The sequence below is a fragment of the Corynebacterium sp. MSK047 genome (genome assembly GCF_030232285.1).
Taxonomy (GTDB): domain Bacteria; phylum Actinomycetota; class Actinomycetes; order Mycobacteriales; family Mycobacteriaceae; genus Corynebacterium; species Corynebacterium jeikeium_D.
On the sequence record NZ_JASPJI010000023.1, the window covers coordinates 14077 to 29672 of the forward strand.

Below are 15596 nucleotides of genomic sequence, written 5' to 3' on the forward strand. Positions count from 1 at the left end.
CTGCCGGGGCTTCATGCGATACTGGATTGGTGAATGAACAGGTAATTATCTCTCCCAGTCAGTCTGTAGATACCGATGCTCTATCGGTTTCGTTGGCACCGGGACTAGCTCCGGTGCTTATTACCGCTGTTGGCCGAGACCGCCCGGGTGTCTCCGCAGCTTTCTTCCGCGTGCTCGCGGCCCACGGAGTTCAAATTTTGGATGTGGAACAGTCGGTGTTCCGCTCTAATCTGAGCCTCGGTGCGCTTGTTGGTGTCACAGAAGAAAAGGTCGGTGTTCTCCGTGAGGGACTCATTGAAACACTGAAGCCTCACGGCATGACTGTCAGTTTCCAGCTGGATGCCCCGATTGAGCGCAGCGATGGCTCCACCCACGCACTTGTCGTGTTGGGCAATCCGGTCAATGCTGAGGATATTTCCCGTATCGGCCGCACTCTTGCTGATTACGGTGCAAACATCGATTCCATTCGCGGTATTGCTGACTACCCAGTCACTGGCCTGGAATTGCTGGTCTCTATTCCGGACCCGAAGCCGGGTGCGGGCATTCCGCTGCGTAAGGCACTGGCCGAGCTTGCACAGGACCAGGACATTGATATCGCAATTGAACGCGCTGGTTTGCAGCGCCGCTCAAAGCGCTTGATTTGTTTCGATGTGGACTCGACCTTGATTACCGGTGAGGTCATTGAGATGCTGGCCGCCCATGCTGGTCGCGAGGCGGAGGTTGCAGCGGTTACAGAGCGCGCTATGCGCGGTGAGCTGGACTTCGCCGAGTCACTGCATGAGCGAGTTAAGGCTCTGGCTGGCCTGCCGGTCAGCGTCCTAGAGGAAGTCACTAACTCCATCGAGCTGACTCCAGGCGCCCGCACCACGATCCGCACGCTGAAGCGCCTCGGTTACAAGTGTGGTGCTGTCTCCGGTGGCTTTATCCAGATCTTGGAGCCGCTGGCAAAGGATCTCGGTCTGGACTTTTACAAGGCGAATACCCTCGAGGTCGAAGACGGAAAGCTGACTGGACGCGTGGTCGGCGATGTCGTCGATAGGCAGGAGAAGGCCCGCAGCCTCAAGACGTTCGCCGCAGAGTCGGGGCTTCAGATGCATCAGACCGTTGCGGTCGGCGATGGGGCCAATGACATCGATATGTTGTCGGTCGCAGGCCTTGGTATTGCTTTCAATGCCAAGCCGGCGCTGAAGGAAATCGCTGACACGTCCGTCAACGTTCCATTCATGGACTCGATTCTGTTCATGCTGGGCATTTCCCGCGATGAAATCGACGATGCCGACCGCGAAGATGGCACCTTCCGCCGCGTGCCGTTGGAGCAGTAGTGCAACGCGAGGATCACAAGAATCCAGCTGTCACGGACGCATCATCGGTACCGGAGTGGTTCCGTATCGCCCATAACCTCCTGCCGCAACCCGATAGGGAAGACCACGGTGAGGATGTGCCGTGGGCAATGGCTATTGTGCTTGAGGTTCCGAAGAAGGAACGCCCCTCGCGCACTGCGCTGCTCCGCGCTGCCGCGATGGCTGTTGTTGCTTGTTGCCTGGACGAACGCGCAGGCGATGACACTTCTGCCTATCAACAAGGTCTGGCGTCTTGGTACGGTGCGCGCATCCGCAAGCTCACACGTCGCGCTCGCAATATCGGCTGGCAACGCGCTCAGCTTGCACCGGGTGTCACCGTGGAGGTCGACGGCGCGCAAGCTCGCGCACTAGTGCCGACACCTGTCGACGAAACCTATCCAGAGGTTGCCAAACTGCAGATTTCCGGCACCGATTTGCCTTATGACGACCCGGAGAACACATCTCCCGGTGTCCCGGACGACCATGAGAGCGCTGACACCTTTGCTCTGCCAGTGATTTGGGTGGACAAAAACCTGAATATGTCCGTAGGAAAGGTGGCCGCGCAAGTTGGACACGGCTCAATGCTCTATGCGGCCAGCCTGTCGGTTGAGGATGCCTGGGCGTGGGCGCAAAGTGGCTACGCGCTGGATGTGAAAGAAGTACCGCGGGAGCAGTGGCCAGCGCCAGAGCTCCGCGCGGTTGAGGTTCAGGATGCCGGGTTTACCGAGATTGCTCCCGGTTCAGTCACCGTGGCGGTGACCCCTGGGGCAGTAACTCACGACTGAGAGCGTGCTGCCTCCATGGCCTTGAGATCCTTGCGCAGAATCTTGCCCGTCGCCGACTTCGGGATTTCATCCATGAACTCGACTGCTCGCACCTTCTTGTACGGTGCGACGCGGTCGGCGACGTAGTCCATAATCTCGTCTTCAGTCACCTGCTTGCCCGCCTTGAGGACGACGTAAGCCTTAGGAATCTCCTCGCCGTCGGAGCGAACGACACCACTGCAGGCGGCATCGGCAATATCCGGGTGGCTGAGCAGCACGGACTCGAGCTCGGCCGGTGGAACTTGGTAGCCCTTGTACTTAATCAGTTCCTTGAAGCGGTCGACGATGTACACATTCCCGTGTTCGTCGAGTTCCGCAACGTCGCCGGTACGCAGCCAACCGTCGACAAGCGTCTCTGCCGTCGCCTTCGGGTTGTTGAGGTAGCCCTTCATCACCTGTGGACCATGAATCCATAGCTCACCTGCCTCCGAGCGCCCCTCGGCGGGAACCGGGATTTCCTCAAAGCTGTCGGAGTCGAGGTTGACAATCTTGTACTGAGTGTTGGGGACTGCGCGACCGATCGAGTCCAGCGGACTATCGTGGCCGATGCGGATGTGGGCTGCTGGCGAGGACTCGGTCATGCCGAAGCCCTGTGCGACCACGCAGTCAAGGCGCTTTTCCACCTGTTCCGCGAGGTCAAGTTGGAGAGAAGCGGCACCCGAGAAGATTGTCTCCAGGCTGGACAGGTCAAAGGAATCGACAGCTGGGTGCTTGGCCAGGCCCACAGCTACAGGCGGTGCGATGAACGCGAACTTCACCTTGTGCTCGGCGATGATGGACAGGAAATCGACGAGGTCGAACTTGCCCATGGTGTACTGCGTCGTGCGGCGCCACAGGCACAGATTCAGCAGCGCAGTCAGGCCGTAGATGTGGAAAAACGGCAGGATAGTGACAGCCGGGGTGTCCTCGGTCAGCGCGTTGACTGTAGCTCCACCCGCCTGAGCGACGTTGGCCACCAAGTTGCGGTGAGTGAGCTGGACGCCCTTCGGTACACCGGTGGTTCCCGAGGAAAACGGAATCACGGCAACGTCATCGGGTGATACGTCGACGTCCGGGGCTGCGTGCCCCTCGGCAAGCAGCTCGCCCATGCCGTGGAGACCCGTCAGGCCGATAATCATCTCTTCCGGCAGACCAGCAGCCTCAGCGCCGTGGGCGCCAGCCCAACCGATTGAGGAGGTCGTCAGCATCATCTTCGCGTCAGACATCCGGAGTTGGTTTTCAATGTCCTCCGCAGTTGCCAGCGATGCGACCGTCGTGCAGACAGCCCCCGCGCGTAGGACACCGTGAAGAGCGACCGCGAAGGTTGTCGAGTTGGGGCAGTGGAGAGCCACAACGTCGCCCTTCTTAATCCCACGTGCTGCCAGCGCACCCGCAAACTTCTCAATGCTGGCCTTCAGATCACCGAAGGTGACCTCGGAGCCTGAGTCAACGATTGCAAGCTTGTCCTGGTGACGTGGCTCAATTTCTCCGAAGAGGAACTCAAAGAGTGAGGTCTCCGGGATGTCGATGTCGGGGAGGTTGCTGGAAAGGGGCATGCAGGAAATCGCCTTTCTAATCTCGTGCACGGCTGCCAAGTGTCCTGCTTCATTAGCTCGGGCACTGTAGCAGTGCTGTGTTTCACATCACAATAATGTATTGGATAGAAAAGCGTGGGATTTTTTCCAGAAACTATGCCTAATCCAGCGTCACCTCGTGAGCCCAGACAGCCCCCTCTGAATCAGCTTTGGGTCAGCCGCTGCAACGCTCCAGCCGCAATATCCAGGTTGGTCGTCCGCCAGAAGTCAGGCATCGACGCGGCGATCCAGGAACCATAGCGTGCAGTAGCCAACCGTGAATCCAGTACCGCAACAACCCCGCGGTCATCGACTTGGCGTAGCAGACGACCAGAACCCTGCGCCATCAGCAGCGCTGCATGTGTCGCTGAGACCTCCATAAAACCGTTTCGGCCAGCGGCATTAGCCGCATCGGAGCGCGCGGACAAAAGCGGGTCGTCGGGGCGGGGGAACGGGATGCGATCGATGATGACACACGATAGCGATGGGCCAGGAACATCGACGCCTTGCCACAGCGTCAGCGTGCCAAACAAGCATGTCTGCGGATTAGCTGCGAAGCGATCAACCAGAGCACCGATAGAGTCATCGCCTTGGCACAGCACGTCGTAAGGCAGGCGCTTGCGCATTTCCTCCGCCGCTGCCTCGGCGCCTCGGCGAGAAGAAAACAGCCCGAGCGTTCGCCCACCAGCGGCGCGGATGAGGCGCTCCATGATCGCGAACTGCTCTGGTGTGGCGCCGTCGCGTCCAGGTCGTGGCAGGTCGCGTGCGACGTAGAGGATGCCAGATTTCTGCGGGTCAAAGGGCGTGCCGACGTCCAAGCCATCCCACCCGCCGGAGGGAAGCCCCCAGGCGGCGGCCATGGCATCGAACTTGCCGCCAAGAGCAAGTGTTGCTGAGGTCAAAACGACGGTGGATTCGCCGAAGAGGCGTTCGCGAAGCAGTGCTGCGATGGACAGGGGAGCGACATAAACTGTCTTGTTCTCGCCAAGCCATACGACATCGTCGCTACTGAACTCTAGAATTCGCACGACTGTGTCGTGCATATTCTCCACGGCAGCGCGGACGGTCTGGCGCTCAGTGTTGTCAGAGTCAGAACCCGAACCACCGGAGCCCGACCCGCCAGAGCTGCCTGAACTAGAGGTACCTAGCGTGGTCTGTAGTTGCCACAGGCTATCGCGGAGCGAAGCTAGCGCCGCTCCAAGCTCACCGGGAATTTCTTCGAGTGCGCCGCTGTAGGCGTCGGCAAGCAATGCGACGGTCTCGCCGAGTAAATCCGTGGCATCGGTGACATCATCCACCTGCTCTGCGGCGCCGAATTTACGGGCGCGCCGGGCCATCATGGTGATACCGGCAGGGGAGAGCTCGTCGGTGGCAACAGAGGTGATTCGACCGTCGAGCTCGTGAGCCTCGTCAATGACAACGCAGTCGTGCTGCGGCAAAATCATGGCGTCGGAGAGCGCATCGATGGCCAACAGTGCGTGATTGGTGACAACGATGTCGACGTTGGAGGCCTCGCGGCGGGCTTGTTCGGCGAAACACTCCTCGCCGAAAGGGCAGGAAATGGCACCGACGCATTCGCGAGCCGTGACGGAGACCTGCCGCCAGGCTTCGTTGGAAACGCCCTTGTCCAGGCTGTCGCGGTCGCCGGTGTCGGTGTCATTGGCCCACTCGCGTAGCCGCATGACCTCGGCAGCGGTTCGGCTGAGCTGCGCTTCGCTGAGTAGAGCAGTGGGGCCGCCCATAGCGGTCGGCTCGGATTCATCACCGTCCATGACGGGATCTTTGATGACATTTCCGACCTTGGACTTGCACAGGTAGTTCGAGCGGCCCTTGAGGATTGCGAAGGTTGGCGTACGGGACAAGTGTGGCTCTAGCGAACTGACTAGCCGCGGCAAGTCGCGTTCGACCAGCTGGCGTTGCAGCGCAATGGTCGCCGTGGAAACGATTACAGACTCGTCGGACTCCATTGCTTGCACAATGGCAGGCACCAGGTAGGCCAGCGACTTACCCGTACCGGTACCTGCCTGTACCGCTAGGTGCCGCTCGCGCGCAAAGGCGGAGGCCACCGACCGGGACATTTTGACCTGATTCGGTCGAGTCGTTCCGCCGAGTCCCTTCACTGCCGCATCGAGAAGAGCTTCGATGCTATCCGCGTTATGGACGCTGGCTCTCGGTGAAGCTAGCTCGTCAACATCGTCAACATCGTCAAAGTCCTCAAAGTCGTCCGATAGCTCAGCAAAATCTGCGTGCTCGGGAGTGTCCGACACAGTTCCCCCGCCGCCTAAACGCCGTGAAAACGGACGGACAGTACCGGCTCGTCACGGGAAAGTGCAAGTCCCTCCCACGGGAGGCTGACCAGCGCTTTAACCAAGTGATCGCGGGACTCCTCCAAGGTCGGTAGACCATCGACGACCTCGCCATCGCGCATCATCGGAATGGTCAGATCGCGGTAGTGCAGGTTGCCCACATCCGGGATTTCCGAGCCGAGCGGGAAAGCGATTTCCTCCACGGCGGTACCGGAACGACGGCAGGTACGAATCGCCGCCTTCACGCCACCGTGGCTTCGCTTGTCCAACGAGCGCTTGGCGACGGGCACCCCATCAACTTCCACCATCTTGTAGACCAGGCCCGCAGTCGGCGCGCCGGAGCCTGTGACTACAGAGGTGCCCACACCGTAGACATCGACCGGCTCTGCCCTCAGCGCCGCAATCGCGAACTCGTCGAGGTCAGAGGACACTACGATGTTGGTGTTGTGCGCCCCCAGCGAGTCGAGCTGCTGACGCACCTGGCGAGCGAGAACTCCGAGGTCACCGGAGTCAATACGTACACCGCCGAGTTCCGGGCCCGCGACCTCAATGGCAGTATTCACGCCCTCGGTGATGTCGTAGGTATCCACCAACAAAGTGGTGTCGGTTCCCAGTGTGTCAATCTGAGCCTTGAAGGCCGCAGCCTCGTTCGTCGTGCCATCTGGGTTGGTGTGCAACAGAGTCCACGCGTGCGCAGCGGTACCGGAGGCTGGGATGTTGTACCGTGCCGCTGCCTCCAAGTTGGAGGTGGCGCTGAAGCCCGCCAAGTAGGCGGCGCGGGCAGCAGTCACAGCTGCTTCTTCATGAGTGCGACGCGAACCCATTTCAATAATCGGGCGCCCACCGGCAGCCGTGACCATTCGGGTTGCTGCCGAGGCGATGGCGGAGTCCGCATTGAGAATGGAGAGAATAACAGTCTCCAAAATGACGCACTCGGCGAAGGTGCCTCGCACCGTCAAAATGGGCGAGGCGGGGAAGTAGAGCTCTCCCTCGCGGTAGCCGTCGACTTGGCCGCTGAAGGAATAGTTACGCAGGTAATCCAGCGTCCTGTCATCGAGGAAGTCCAGCGAAGCCAGCTGTTCCTCGGTGAAGCGGAAGTTGCGGATAGCATCCAACACACGCGCTGTACCAGCGACAACGCCATAGCGACGCTCATTCGGCAGGCGACGGCCAAACACCTCGAAGGCGACCTGGCGCTCGCCGGATCCGTCGGCAAGCGATGCCTGCAGCATCGTCAGCTCGTACTTATCGGTGAGAAGGGCGGTGGAGGAATGCTTATCAATCACGGTCAATAGTCTAGTCGGCTGAAGCGGGCCGGGGCAGTCGGTTCCGGCGAGCGCGCGCCACTCCGTACTATCCTGGTGCCTATGAGCATGCCAGCAGCAACACCGATGCCCACTATGGATGCCGATGTCGTGACGGAATCGAACCGACCCTGGCAGTGCATTGTGTGGGATGACCAGGTTAATTCGATGAGTTATGTCACCTACGTGTTTCAGATGCTCTTCGGCATGGACCGAAAGAAGGCGCACGCGCTGATGATGACGGTTCACACGGAGGGCAAGGCAATCGTGTCTTCCGGTGAGCGTGACAAGGTGGAGGCCGATGTGAAGAAGCTCCACAAGGCAGGCTTGTGGGCAACAATGGAGCAGGCTGACTAAGCCGATATTCGACAGCGGGAGAGAATTTACATGCGTCCTTGGAAGCGCAAGCGATCCCTTCTCGGCGGTGGCGTCAAGTACGTCACGGCTTTTGAAGGCACGGAGCGGGATTTGCTGCTGAATCTGGCTGCTACTGTGGCGGACTCGCTGATGGAGCGAGCCCGGTCGGCGCCGAAGGATGAGCTCGCGGAAATGACGGGAATGCCTGTCGGACACTCCGAAGCCCCATCCGATCCGAAGCTTGCGCGACTGTTGCCGGACTTCACCAAGCCGGGTGAGGAGAGCGTGGAGGGGGAAAACGCTTTCATGCGCCAGCTGCATGAATCGGAGATTGTAGAGAGCAAGCTCCATTCCCTGCGTGCGATTATCGATGCCCTGGAGCCCGCCGAGTCGGGGCAGGTATCCATTTCGGAAAGTGATGCCCATGCCTGGGTAGCGGGTATCAATGACTTACGTATTTACCTGCATGTTTCCATGGAGAACCTCAATGGCTCCATCGAACAGATTGAGCAGACCGACGCGATGTACCAGTGGCTGTCCTACAACCAAGAGTCACTGTTGGACCAGCTCATGGGTGAGTAGCGAATCCGAGCAAAACCCCGAAAAGATGCAGTAATCAACTGAGGTTAGCTGCCATGAACTGTGGTGAAAGGTGCCGTGGTCGACAATGAATTCTGAGATCTTCGCAATCAGCCCCACCGACATTCGACACCAAGCCAGCAGTGCTGCGCTGGGCACGAGCATCGACATCGGCGCAGGCTGTCTCGACTCCATCGACGGCATCTCCATCGGCCATGCTGCTGAGGGGGATACCGGAGTCACCGTCATCGCCGCTCCAGGCGGTGCGATCGGCGCTGTCGATGTCCGCGGCGGCGGTCCGGGCACCCGCGAGACCGACCTGCTCGCACCGGAGAATACCGTCGAACGCGCCCACGCTGTCGTTTTGGCTGGCGGCTCCGCGTACGGCCTCGCAGCTGCCGACGGAGCTATGCGCGAACTGCGCGACCGCGGCATTGGCTTTGAGGTCACCCCAACTCGTCCGGATATCCTCGTGCCCATCGTTCCCGGTGCTGTCATCTTCGACTTGCTGTTGGGGGAGCCGACGCTGCCCACCGCTGCACTAGGGCGCGAGGCGTTGTCTCACGCGCTTGACGACGTCCCGGAGGACACTCCCTCCGGGACAGTAGGTGCCGGTGTCGGCGCTATGGCCGGGGCAATCAAGGGTGGTTTTGGACAAGCCCGTGTGACCTCCGCCGATGGTAAGTACTTTGTGGCTGCCGCAATGGTGGTCAACTCCTTTGGTGCGGTCATTGACCCGGAGGGACACCTTTACGGAATGCCCGCGGCTGCCGGTGCCAGCAAGGAGGCATTGGCCCAGCTGGACCAGGTTTTCGTCGGTAGGACCAAGATTCTCGCCGATGCGGCTGGACACGGGGAATCGTCGGCAAGCACGCGAAACACAACGATTGGCACGTTGATAACCAATGCGCCGGTGACAACTGCGCAGTTGAAGCGGTTGGCGATGTGCGGTCATGACGGGTTGGCGCGAGCGATTCGGCCGGCTCATGCGCCGATGGACGGTGACACGCTGTTTGCCCTCAGCTCGGCCGAGGCGGCGGATAGCGGAAACGCTGAACCCGTGGGCTCGGATGTGGTGGCCCTGTTGGCTGCGATGGCGGCCGATGCGGTGCAGATGGCTATTGTCGATGCCGTGATGAGTGCAACGGGACGCGCGGGAGTAGCCGCGCTGTCAGAGATGCTGGACAAGTAGTGAAGGAAGTTCGCCAATGAATCCGCAATGGAGCTCGGGACAACAGCAGAATTACCAGAACTATGCGCAGTACCCGATGGGCGGTCCCGTGCAGACGCGGCGGAATAATCAGATTGTTCCACAGGATCGCGACGGCGGGCTCGGGGCGGCCATCAGTACGGCTATTGGGTACCTGGCACTTATCTGGACGGTCTTTCTTGTCAACGAATTCATCTTTGGTGGGGCGCTGAACAACTTCGGTGTGCGCCCACGCGAAACCTCGACGCTGTGGGGAATTTTGACCGCACCGCTGCTGCACGCAGATTACGGGCACATTGTGGCGAACTCTCTGCCCGGGGCGTTGTTCGCCGGTTTGATTGCAATGTCGTCGAAGCGGCTATTTTGGCAGGTCACACTCTTGATTACGGTCGTTGGTGGCGGTCTGACCTGGCTGGTCGGCGGTGTAAATACCGTCCACATCGGTGCGTCCGGCCTGATTTACGGCTGGCTGGCGTTTTTGGTCGTACGCGGTTTCGTGAATCGTCGGGTGATGCAGATTATTTTGGGCGTGATTCTGGCATCGATGTATTCGGGTCTTATCTGGGGAGTGCTGCCAACACAGATGGCTGTTAGTTGGCAGATGCACCTCTTCGGTGGGCTTGCGGGCATCTGGGCTGCGGTGATGTTTAAGCGCGGTCGTGCACGTGGCTAAGAGTGCACGTCGCTAAGAGCCCGAGGTACGTGGCATCAGCTCCTGACGAAATCGGCCTAGAATAGGAGCTTCGGTGTTTGACCAACGATATGAGGAGTCCAGATAGCGGTGGGAGCAGGAGCAGAAACTCAGGCAGTCAATCAGCTGACAGCGCAGGATAGCGGCTTCCCCGACCGAACAGCGCCGATTGGCATCTTTGACTCCGGCGTCGGTGGGCTGACAGTGGCACGTGCCATCATGGATCAGCTGCCGCACGAGTCGATTATGTACATCGGCGATACTGCCAACGGCCCTTACGGCCCGTTGCGCATCGCCGAGGTTCGTCAGCACGCGGAAGCGATTGCCGATGAACTGGTTGCACGCGGCTGCAAGATGATTGTCATTGCCTGCAACACGGCTTCGGCCGCATTTTTGCGTGATGCCCGCGAGCGCTACCCAGTCCCAGTAGTCGAGGTCATTCTGCCCGCTGTGCGCCGTGCGGTCTCGACCACCAGGAATGGAAAAGTCGGCGTAATCGGTACCGCCGCCACAATTCGCTCTCGTGCCTACCAAGATCTCTTTGATGCAGTGCCTGGCGTGGATGTCTCTGCGGTCGACTGCCCGCGATTCGTGGACTTTGTCGAGCGAGGAATCACCTCTGGTCGCCAGATTCTGGGACTTGCGGAGGGCTACCTCGCGCCATTGCAGGCCGATGGTGTAGACACCCTCGTTCTGGGCTGCACCCATTATCCGCTGCTGTCTGGTGTGATTCAGCTGGCTATGGGGGAGGACGTCGCCCTAGTGTCGTCGGCGGAGGAGACGTCGAAGGATGTTCTGCGCATCCTCACAAAGACCGACATGCTCGCTGACCCGGAGAGTAATCCGAACCCTGTGCGCACATTCGAATCCACTGGAGATCCGCAAGTTTTTGCATCCCTGGCAAAGCGCTTCCTTGGGCCGGGTATTAGCCAGGTCACTATGCATTCCCAAATGTGACCTTTCTTATTAAATCCAGACACTCCATTGGTTTTTTGCTCGTTTTTGATCAATTACATGGCAAGCTTGAAGTATGCGATTGAAGGTTCTGGGATGTACAGGCAGCATGGGTGGCCCATCGGCGCCAGCATCTGGCTACCTCATTGAGCTGGATAACGGTCGAACCTTTGTCATTGATTTGGGTCCCGGTGTCCTCGCCGAATTGCAGAAGATCTCTGATCCTGCAGCTTGTGATTTGTTACTAACTCATGTGCACCCAGACCACACTGCAGACATTCCAGGGCTGCTCGTCTGGCGTCGCTTCCACCCGACAGCCCCGGCGAGTTCCCGGAATCTCCTGGTTGGCCCCGGAGACATTCACGACCGGATAGGCACCATGTGCAAAGCACTGGGAAGTGAAGAAGATGCCAACCTGGAAGACACTTTTGATCAGGTTGTGAGTAACCCCGGTGAGCCACTGTTAGTCGGTGGGGGCGAAGCGGACGGAGGCGCCGTCGTCACGCCGTATAACATGGTCCACCCGGTGCCAGCTGTTGGATATCGCATTGAAGCAGATGGTCTGACCATTGCGTACACCGGAGATACTGCGTGGACCGATGAATTGGTGGAGCTGGCGCGGGATGCGGATATCTTCATCTGTGAAGCCACATGGTGCAGCAACGAAGAGGGCACCCCACCGGATATGCACCTGACGGGCTACGAGGCCGGAAAGGCAGCGACGCTGGCGGGGGTTAAGAAGTTGGTGCTGACTCACATTCCGCCATACGCCGACGGTGAAGAAGCACTACGTGCTGCGAAGAGTACCTTTGCCGGTGACGTTGAATTGGCCTACCTGGGCATGGATCTAGGCGGCTAGTCTCAGCGACTACCGGGTTTCCGTACAGCTGTCGCACCGCTTTCGCGCCGGGCGGTAGGGTAGTTGGCATGACTACAGCTAATTCCGATTTTCGCCGTGCCGATGGACGCGCGGTTGATGAAATGCGCAAGGTGACCATCACTCGCGGCTTCACCGACAATCCGGCCGGTTCTGTGCTGGTTACTTTCGGTAATACGCGTGTAATGTGCACCGCTTCCGTCGAACAGTCGGTGCCACGATTCAAGCGTGACTCCGGCGAGGGCTGGTTGACCGCTGAGTACTCCATGCTGCCGGCCTCTACCCACGAGCGCATGCCCCGCGAGTCAATGCGCGGCAAGGTCAAGGGTCGCACTCACGAGATTTCCCGTCTGATCGGTCGCTCCTTGCGAGCTGCTATCGACTTGAAGGAACTCGGTGAGAACACCATCAACATCGACTGTGATGTTCTGCAGGCGGATGGTGGTACCCGAACCGCTTCCATCACCGGTGCGTACGTCGCGCTGGCTGATGCCCTGACCTACCTGCATGCAGCGGGTGCAGTTCCGGGCACCCCGCTGAAGGCACCAGTCGCAGCTGTTTCGGTTGGCATTATTGATGGCCGTGTCTGCCTGGATCTGCCTTACGAGGAGGACTCTCGCGCTGAGGTCGACCTCAACGTGGTGATGACCGCAGAGGGTAAGTTCGTCGAAATCCAGGGCACTGGCGAGGAAGGCACCTTTGACCGAGGTCAGCTGAATGACATGCTCGACTCGGCGGAAAAGGGTCTGCGTGAGCTCGTTGCCCTGCAGCAGGAAGTTCTGCGTGCGCCGTACCCGGGTGAGCTGCCGTGAAGCTCCTCGTCGCTACCCGAAATTCTAAAAAACTAGTCGAGCTCGACCGCATCCTGCGTGCGGCGGGTATTGATTCGGTGGAACTTCTTTCGCTTAGCGACGTCCCGGAGTACCCAGAGCGCCCCGAAACCGGTCGCACTTTTGCGGACAACGCCTACATCAAGGCTTTCGATGGTGCGACACACACCGGCTACGCGTGCTTGGCAGACGATTCGGGGCTCAGCGTCGATGAGCTAAACGGCATGCCGGGTGTGCTCTCGGCGCGCTGGTCCGGCACTCACGGTGACGATGTCGCTAACTACGAGCTGCTGCTCGCCCAGATGGGGGACTGCCCAGATGAGCGTCGTACGGCGTCCTTCCGTACCGCCTGCGCGTTGGTCGTCCCCGGTGTCAAGGAGGTGCCGTCCGCGCTTGCCGACGGCGGTTTCCCAGCCGTCCTCGATGAAGCCGGTAATCTGCTGCTGGTTGTGGAGGGGCGCTGGCCTGGCTCCATTCTGCGCGAACCTGTTGGGGACAATGGGTTCGGCTACGATCCGGTGTTCGCGCCCGCAGTTGGTGAGGGCAACGAAGCTGAGGGGGCCTTGTCTGCGGCACAAATGAGCGCCGAAGACAAGGACGCTTTTAGCCACAGGGGGCGTGCACTGCGTGCCTTGACTCCGGCGCTGAAAATTCTGGCTGAGGTTGAGGCTAAGGGGTAGCCCTCGGGCTGCCGAGAGCCCGCTACTTCAGCTGGAAAGCGGTCTCGACTTCCTCACGACGCTTCTTCTCGACGAAGAAGGAGAGGAACGGGACCACGCCACCGAGCGCGGTGATAATCCACTTTGCTGGTTCCCAGCGGGCCTTGGTACCCAGGTTTACGGTGGCAATGAGGAATGCCATGTAGCCGAAGCCGTGAATCTGGGCGGTGTAGAAGAACCACCGCGGCGCGTCGGCGGAGTTGTCGAGGATGAGGTACTTGTAAATCATCTCGGCACACAGCAAGAGCAGCATCACACCCGTGAAGTAGGCGGTGACGGAGAAGTACGTCAGTGCCTTCCTTACGCGCTCTTGACGATCTGGATTGATGTTGGTCACTAAAAGTCCTTTTCTCGAATAAGCAGTTATCGCCTAGGCGTTGGTGCCAGAATCCGTCGATTGTGTCTCATCCACACGCTGCACCTTTCGCGAGCCATCTGGGTTGGTCGGCAGGAATTCGTCTGGAATTTCCGTCATGACATCGTCTTTAGCCTCAAATGCGGCCTCGCTATTGCCGCTCAGGCGTTCGCGTTCGTACTCCATGTATTTGCGGTAGGCCCAAATAAAGAACAGGCCGAAAGCTGGCCACTGCAGTGCGTAGCCCAGGTTTTGGAATGAGCTGGTTGTGTTCCACCTGCTGAGCTGCCAGTAGGCGAGTGCAAGAGTGGCGCCGACTGCAAGAGCCAAGAAGATTAGTTGCACCACGCGGGTACGAGTGGGAATCTTCGCTGGCTTGTCAGTGGTATTGGAATGCTGTGAAGTGGACACATAACCACCATAGCTAGTCCGTGACCTGCCAAGCTAGCGCGCTCGCTGGATAGGCAGGGGATGGGACATTAGGAAATCTGCGGCAAACCCGTTAAAGTGTGTACAGTCCAAATGAGCTGTGAAAGTTCGTTGTGCCTGTAGGTGGCTAATAGGTAGTCCATGCTTACGGGGACTGTACGTAACTGTCACGGATTCGCGACGGGCGCCTGTGGCGGAATTGGCAGACGCGCTGGATTTAGGTTCCAGTGCCTTAGGGCGTGGGAGTTCAAGTCTCCCCAGGCGCACACATAAATACCCCGTGACTATGCAGGTCACGGGGTGTTTTCGTTCTCCAGCCCGCCAGATTTTTCGCCCTCATTACGCTGCGTGCCCAAAATCTGCCCCATTTCCCGCCCGAAGCTATTCCAAGGTCGCTAATCTCCCGTGCACGGTGTAGAACCATGACTATGAAAATTGTTGTCTGCGTCGTTTATCCCCGCTATCCGGATAACACTGAACCTCTCGGCGGGTTCGTCGAGTCCGAGGAGACCGCCCGCAAGATAGACGACTGGTGGCGTGCACAACCTGGCGACATGATTGGTACCTGGGAAGATTTCGAGGTCGAGGTCAATAGTCGCGACCAGATTCTCTACGGGGTATTTAGTGGTACGCCCGCCCACAAGATTGACGAGCCAGACTACTACGACCCTATATGTCACGGGGTGTACACCGACCGTAAGGTGGCTGAACACGCAGCTAAGCCGGAGACAATGTGGGAGGCCAACAACTGCCCGCCAAAGTTCGTGCTCCCGTTCCGTCTGGGCTGGAAATTTGACCGGTATTTCCCCGATGGAAAGCCGTGGCCGCCAGACCAGCTGTAGACCTGCGACAGTTTTCGCATCGGGAAGGGGAACGCAAGTCGGGGCAGTCGCACAGCGCGCGTGAGTGCCATTCTGGGAAACCTTTGTTCGCTCATTCCACTGCGTAGGGCAATCGAATCTGTCGATACAATGACGCTAATCGAATCGTATCTTGAATCGTAAGGTGGAAGCAGGGAGGCAACATGAGCATCTCGATGCATCTGGATGAGTACATGGCGCGTCGTGGCATAGTTCCCGACGACACTGTGGTCAACGATGATCCCTGCGCAATCTTCGACGGCAAGGTCGAGCGCGATGGTAAGTCGCAGCAGGACCTTGAAGAGTCAGAGCGGCGCTTAGAAGAAGCGGAGTCCACAATTCTGGATATGCTAGGCGATTAATCGAGGAAAGATTGAGCGTTCTCGGCGCCCATTGACACGCATTCCG

The 15596-nt window shown here is 59.1% G+C and carries 17 protein-coding genes and 1 tRNA gene; 13 read left to right on the forward strand and 5 right to left on the reverse strand.

Features of this window, described 5'->3' with window-relative positions:
- The first annotated feature begins 29 nt into the window (after positions 1 to 29).
- Both serB and QP981_RS09465 read left to right on the forward strand, forming a co-directional pair.
- Entirely contained in the window at positions 30 to 1322 is a 1293-nt protein-coding gene (gene serB / locus QP981_RS09460; protein WP_049193346.1) for a phosphoserine phosphatase SerB, read from the forward strand.
- Positions 1322 to 2125 (forward strand): aminoacyl-tRNA hydrolase, encoded by an 804-nt coding sequence (locus QP981_RS09465; RefSeq protein WP_284857910.1) that lies wholly within the window; start codon positions 1322 to 1324, stop codon positions 2123 to 2125. The genes serB and QP981_RS09465 overlap by 1 nt, the downstream gene beginning before the upstream one ends.
- Here the strand turns inward: QP981_RS09465 and QP981_RS09470 are convergent.
- The 3 genes from QP981_RS09470 to QP981_RS09480 all read right to left on the reverse strand — a co-directional run bounded on the left by QP981_RS09470 (position 2116) and on the right by QP981_RS09480 (position 7309).
- Positions 2116 to 3699, reverse strand: a complete 1584-nt coding sequence (locus QP981_RS09470; RefSeq protein ID WP_284857909.1) for an AMP-binding protein — start codon at positions 3697 to 3699, stop codon at positions 2116 to 2118. The two genes, QP981_RS09465 and QP981_RS09470, sit on opposite strands and share 10 nt — an antisense overlap.
- A 182-nt stretch (positions 3700 to 3881) precedes the next feature.
- Positions 3882 to 5861: an ATP-dependent DNA helicase gene (locus QP981_RS09475; protein WP_172620254.1), complete on the reverse strand. Its 1980-nt coding sequence runs from the start codon at positions 5859 to 5861 to the stop codon at positions 3882 to 3884.
- 137 nt (positions 5862 to 5998) lie between these two features.
- The gene (locus tag QP981_RS09480) at positions 5999 to 7309 is read right to left on the reverse strand and encodes a nicotinate phosphoribosyltransferase (RefSeq protein ID WP_016422259.1); all 1311 of its coding nucleotides are present in this window, start codon (positions 7307 to 7309) and stop codon (positions 5999 to 6001) included.
- Between the two features lie 81 nt (positions 7310 to 7390).
- On the opposite strand from QP981_RS09480, the gene clpS reads away from it, so the two are divergent.
- The 8 genes from clpS (at position 7391) to QP981_RS09520 (ending at position 13505) form a co-directional block, all read left to right on the forward strand.
- The gene (gene clpS, locus QP981_RS09485; protein WP_005511165.1) at positions 7391 to 7684 is read left to right on the forward strand and encodes an ATP-dependent Clp protease adapter ClpS; all 294 of its coding nucleotides are present in this window, start codon (positions 7391 to 7393) and stop codon (positions 7682 to 7684) included.
- 30 nt (positions 7685 to 7714) lie between these two features.
- Positions 7715 to 8266: a DUF2017 domain-containing protein gene (locus QP981_RS09490; protein ID WP_070546264.1), complete on the forward strand. Its 552-nt coding sequence runs from the start codon at positions 7715 to 7717 to the stop codon at positions 8264 to 8266.
- A gap of 85 nt (positions 8267 to 8351) precedes the next feature.
- Positions 8352 to 9455: a P1 family peptidase gene (locus QP981_RS09495; protein WP_187400559.1), complete on the forward strand. Its 1104-nt coding sequence runs from the start codon at positions 8352 to 8354 to the stop codon at positions 9453 to 9455.
- 16 nt (positions 9456 to 9471) lie between these two features.
- Entirely contained in the window at positions 9472 to 10146 is a 675-nt protein-coding gene (locus QP981_RS09500) for a rhomboid family intramembrane serine protease (protein ID WP_016422263.1), read from the forward strand.
- 108 nt (positions 10147 to 10254) lie between these two features.
- Positions 10255 to 11121, forward strand: a complete 867-nt coding sequence (murI, locus tag QP981_RS09505; protein WP_016422264.1) for a glutamate racemase — start codon at positions 10255 to 10257, stop codon at positions 11119 to 11121.
- 73 nt (positions 11122 to 11194) lie between these two features.
- Positions 11195 to 11977 carry an MBL fold metallo-hydrolase gene (locus QP981_RS09510; RefSeq protein WP_048733014.1) on the forward strand — a complete coding sequence of 261 codons (783 nt, stop codon included), beginning with the start codon at positions 11195 to 11197 and terminating at the stop codon, positions 11975 to 11977.
- A 68-nt stretch (positions 11978 to 12045) separates the two neighbouring features.
- Complete coding sequence (rph, locus tag QP981_RS09515) at positions 12046 to 12807, forward strand: ribonuclease PH (RefSeq protein ID WP_049193334.1); 762 nt, start codon at positions 12046 to 12048, stop codon at positions 12805 to 12807.
- Positions 12804 to 13505, forward strand: a complete 702-nt coding sequence (locus tag QP981_RS09520; protein ID WP_070603398.1) for a non-canonical purine NTP pyrophosphatase — start codon at positions 12804 to 12806, stop codon at positions 13503 to 13505. The genes rph and QP981_RS09520 overlap by 4 nt, the downstream gene beginning before the upstream one ends.
- A 22-nt stretch (positions 13506 to 13527) precedes the next feature.
- Here the strand turns inward: QP981_RS09520 and QP981_RS09525 are convergent, their stop codons facing one another.
- Entirely contained in the window at positions 13528 to 13881 is a 354-nt protein-coding gene (locus QP981_RS09525) for a DUF3817 domain-containing protein (protein WP_005511118.1), read from the reverse strand.
- 33 nt (positions 13882 to 13914) lie between these two features.
- A complete protein-coding gene (locus QP981_RS09530) occupies positions 13915 to 14310 on the reverse strand; it encodes a hypothetical protein (RefSeq protein WP_016422268.1) in 396 nt (131 codons plus the stop codon).
- 202 nt (positions 14311 to 14512) lie between these two features.
- On the opposite strand from QP981_RS09530, the gene QP981_RS09535 reads away from it, so the two are divergent.
- The 3 genes from QP981_RS09535 to QP981_RS09545 all read left to right on the forward strand — a co-directional run bounded on the left by QP981_RS09535 (position 14513) and on the right by QP981_RS09545 (position 15550).
- Positions 14513 to 14594: transfer RNA gene (locus QP981_RS09535), tRNA-Leu, on the forward strand.
- Positions 14595 to 14750: 156 nt separating this feature from the next.
- A complete protein-coding gene (locus QP981_RS09540) occupies positions 14751 to 15170 on the forward strand; it encodes a hypothetical protein (RefSeq protein ID WP_284857908.1) in 420 nt (139 codons plus the stop codon).
- 182 nt (positions 15171 to 15352) lie between these two features.
- Positions 15353 to 15550, forward strand: a complete 198-nt coding sequence (locus QP981_RS09545; RefSeq protein ID WP_016422270.1) for a hypothetical protein — start codon at positions 15353 to 15355, stop codon at positions 15548 to 15550.
- Positions 15551 to 15596 lie beyond the last annotated feature (46 nt).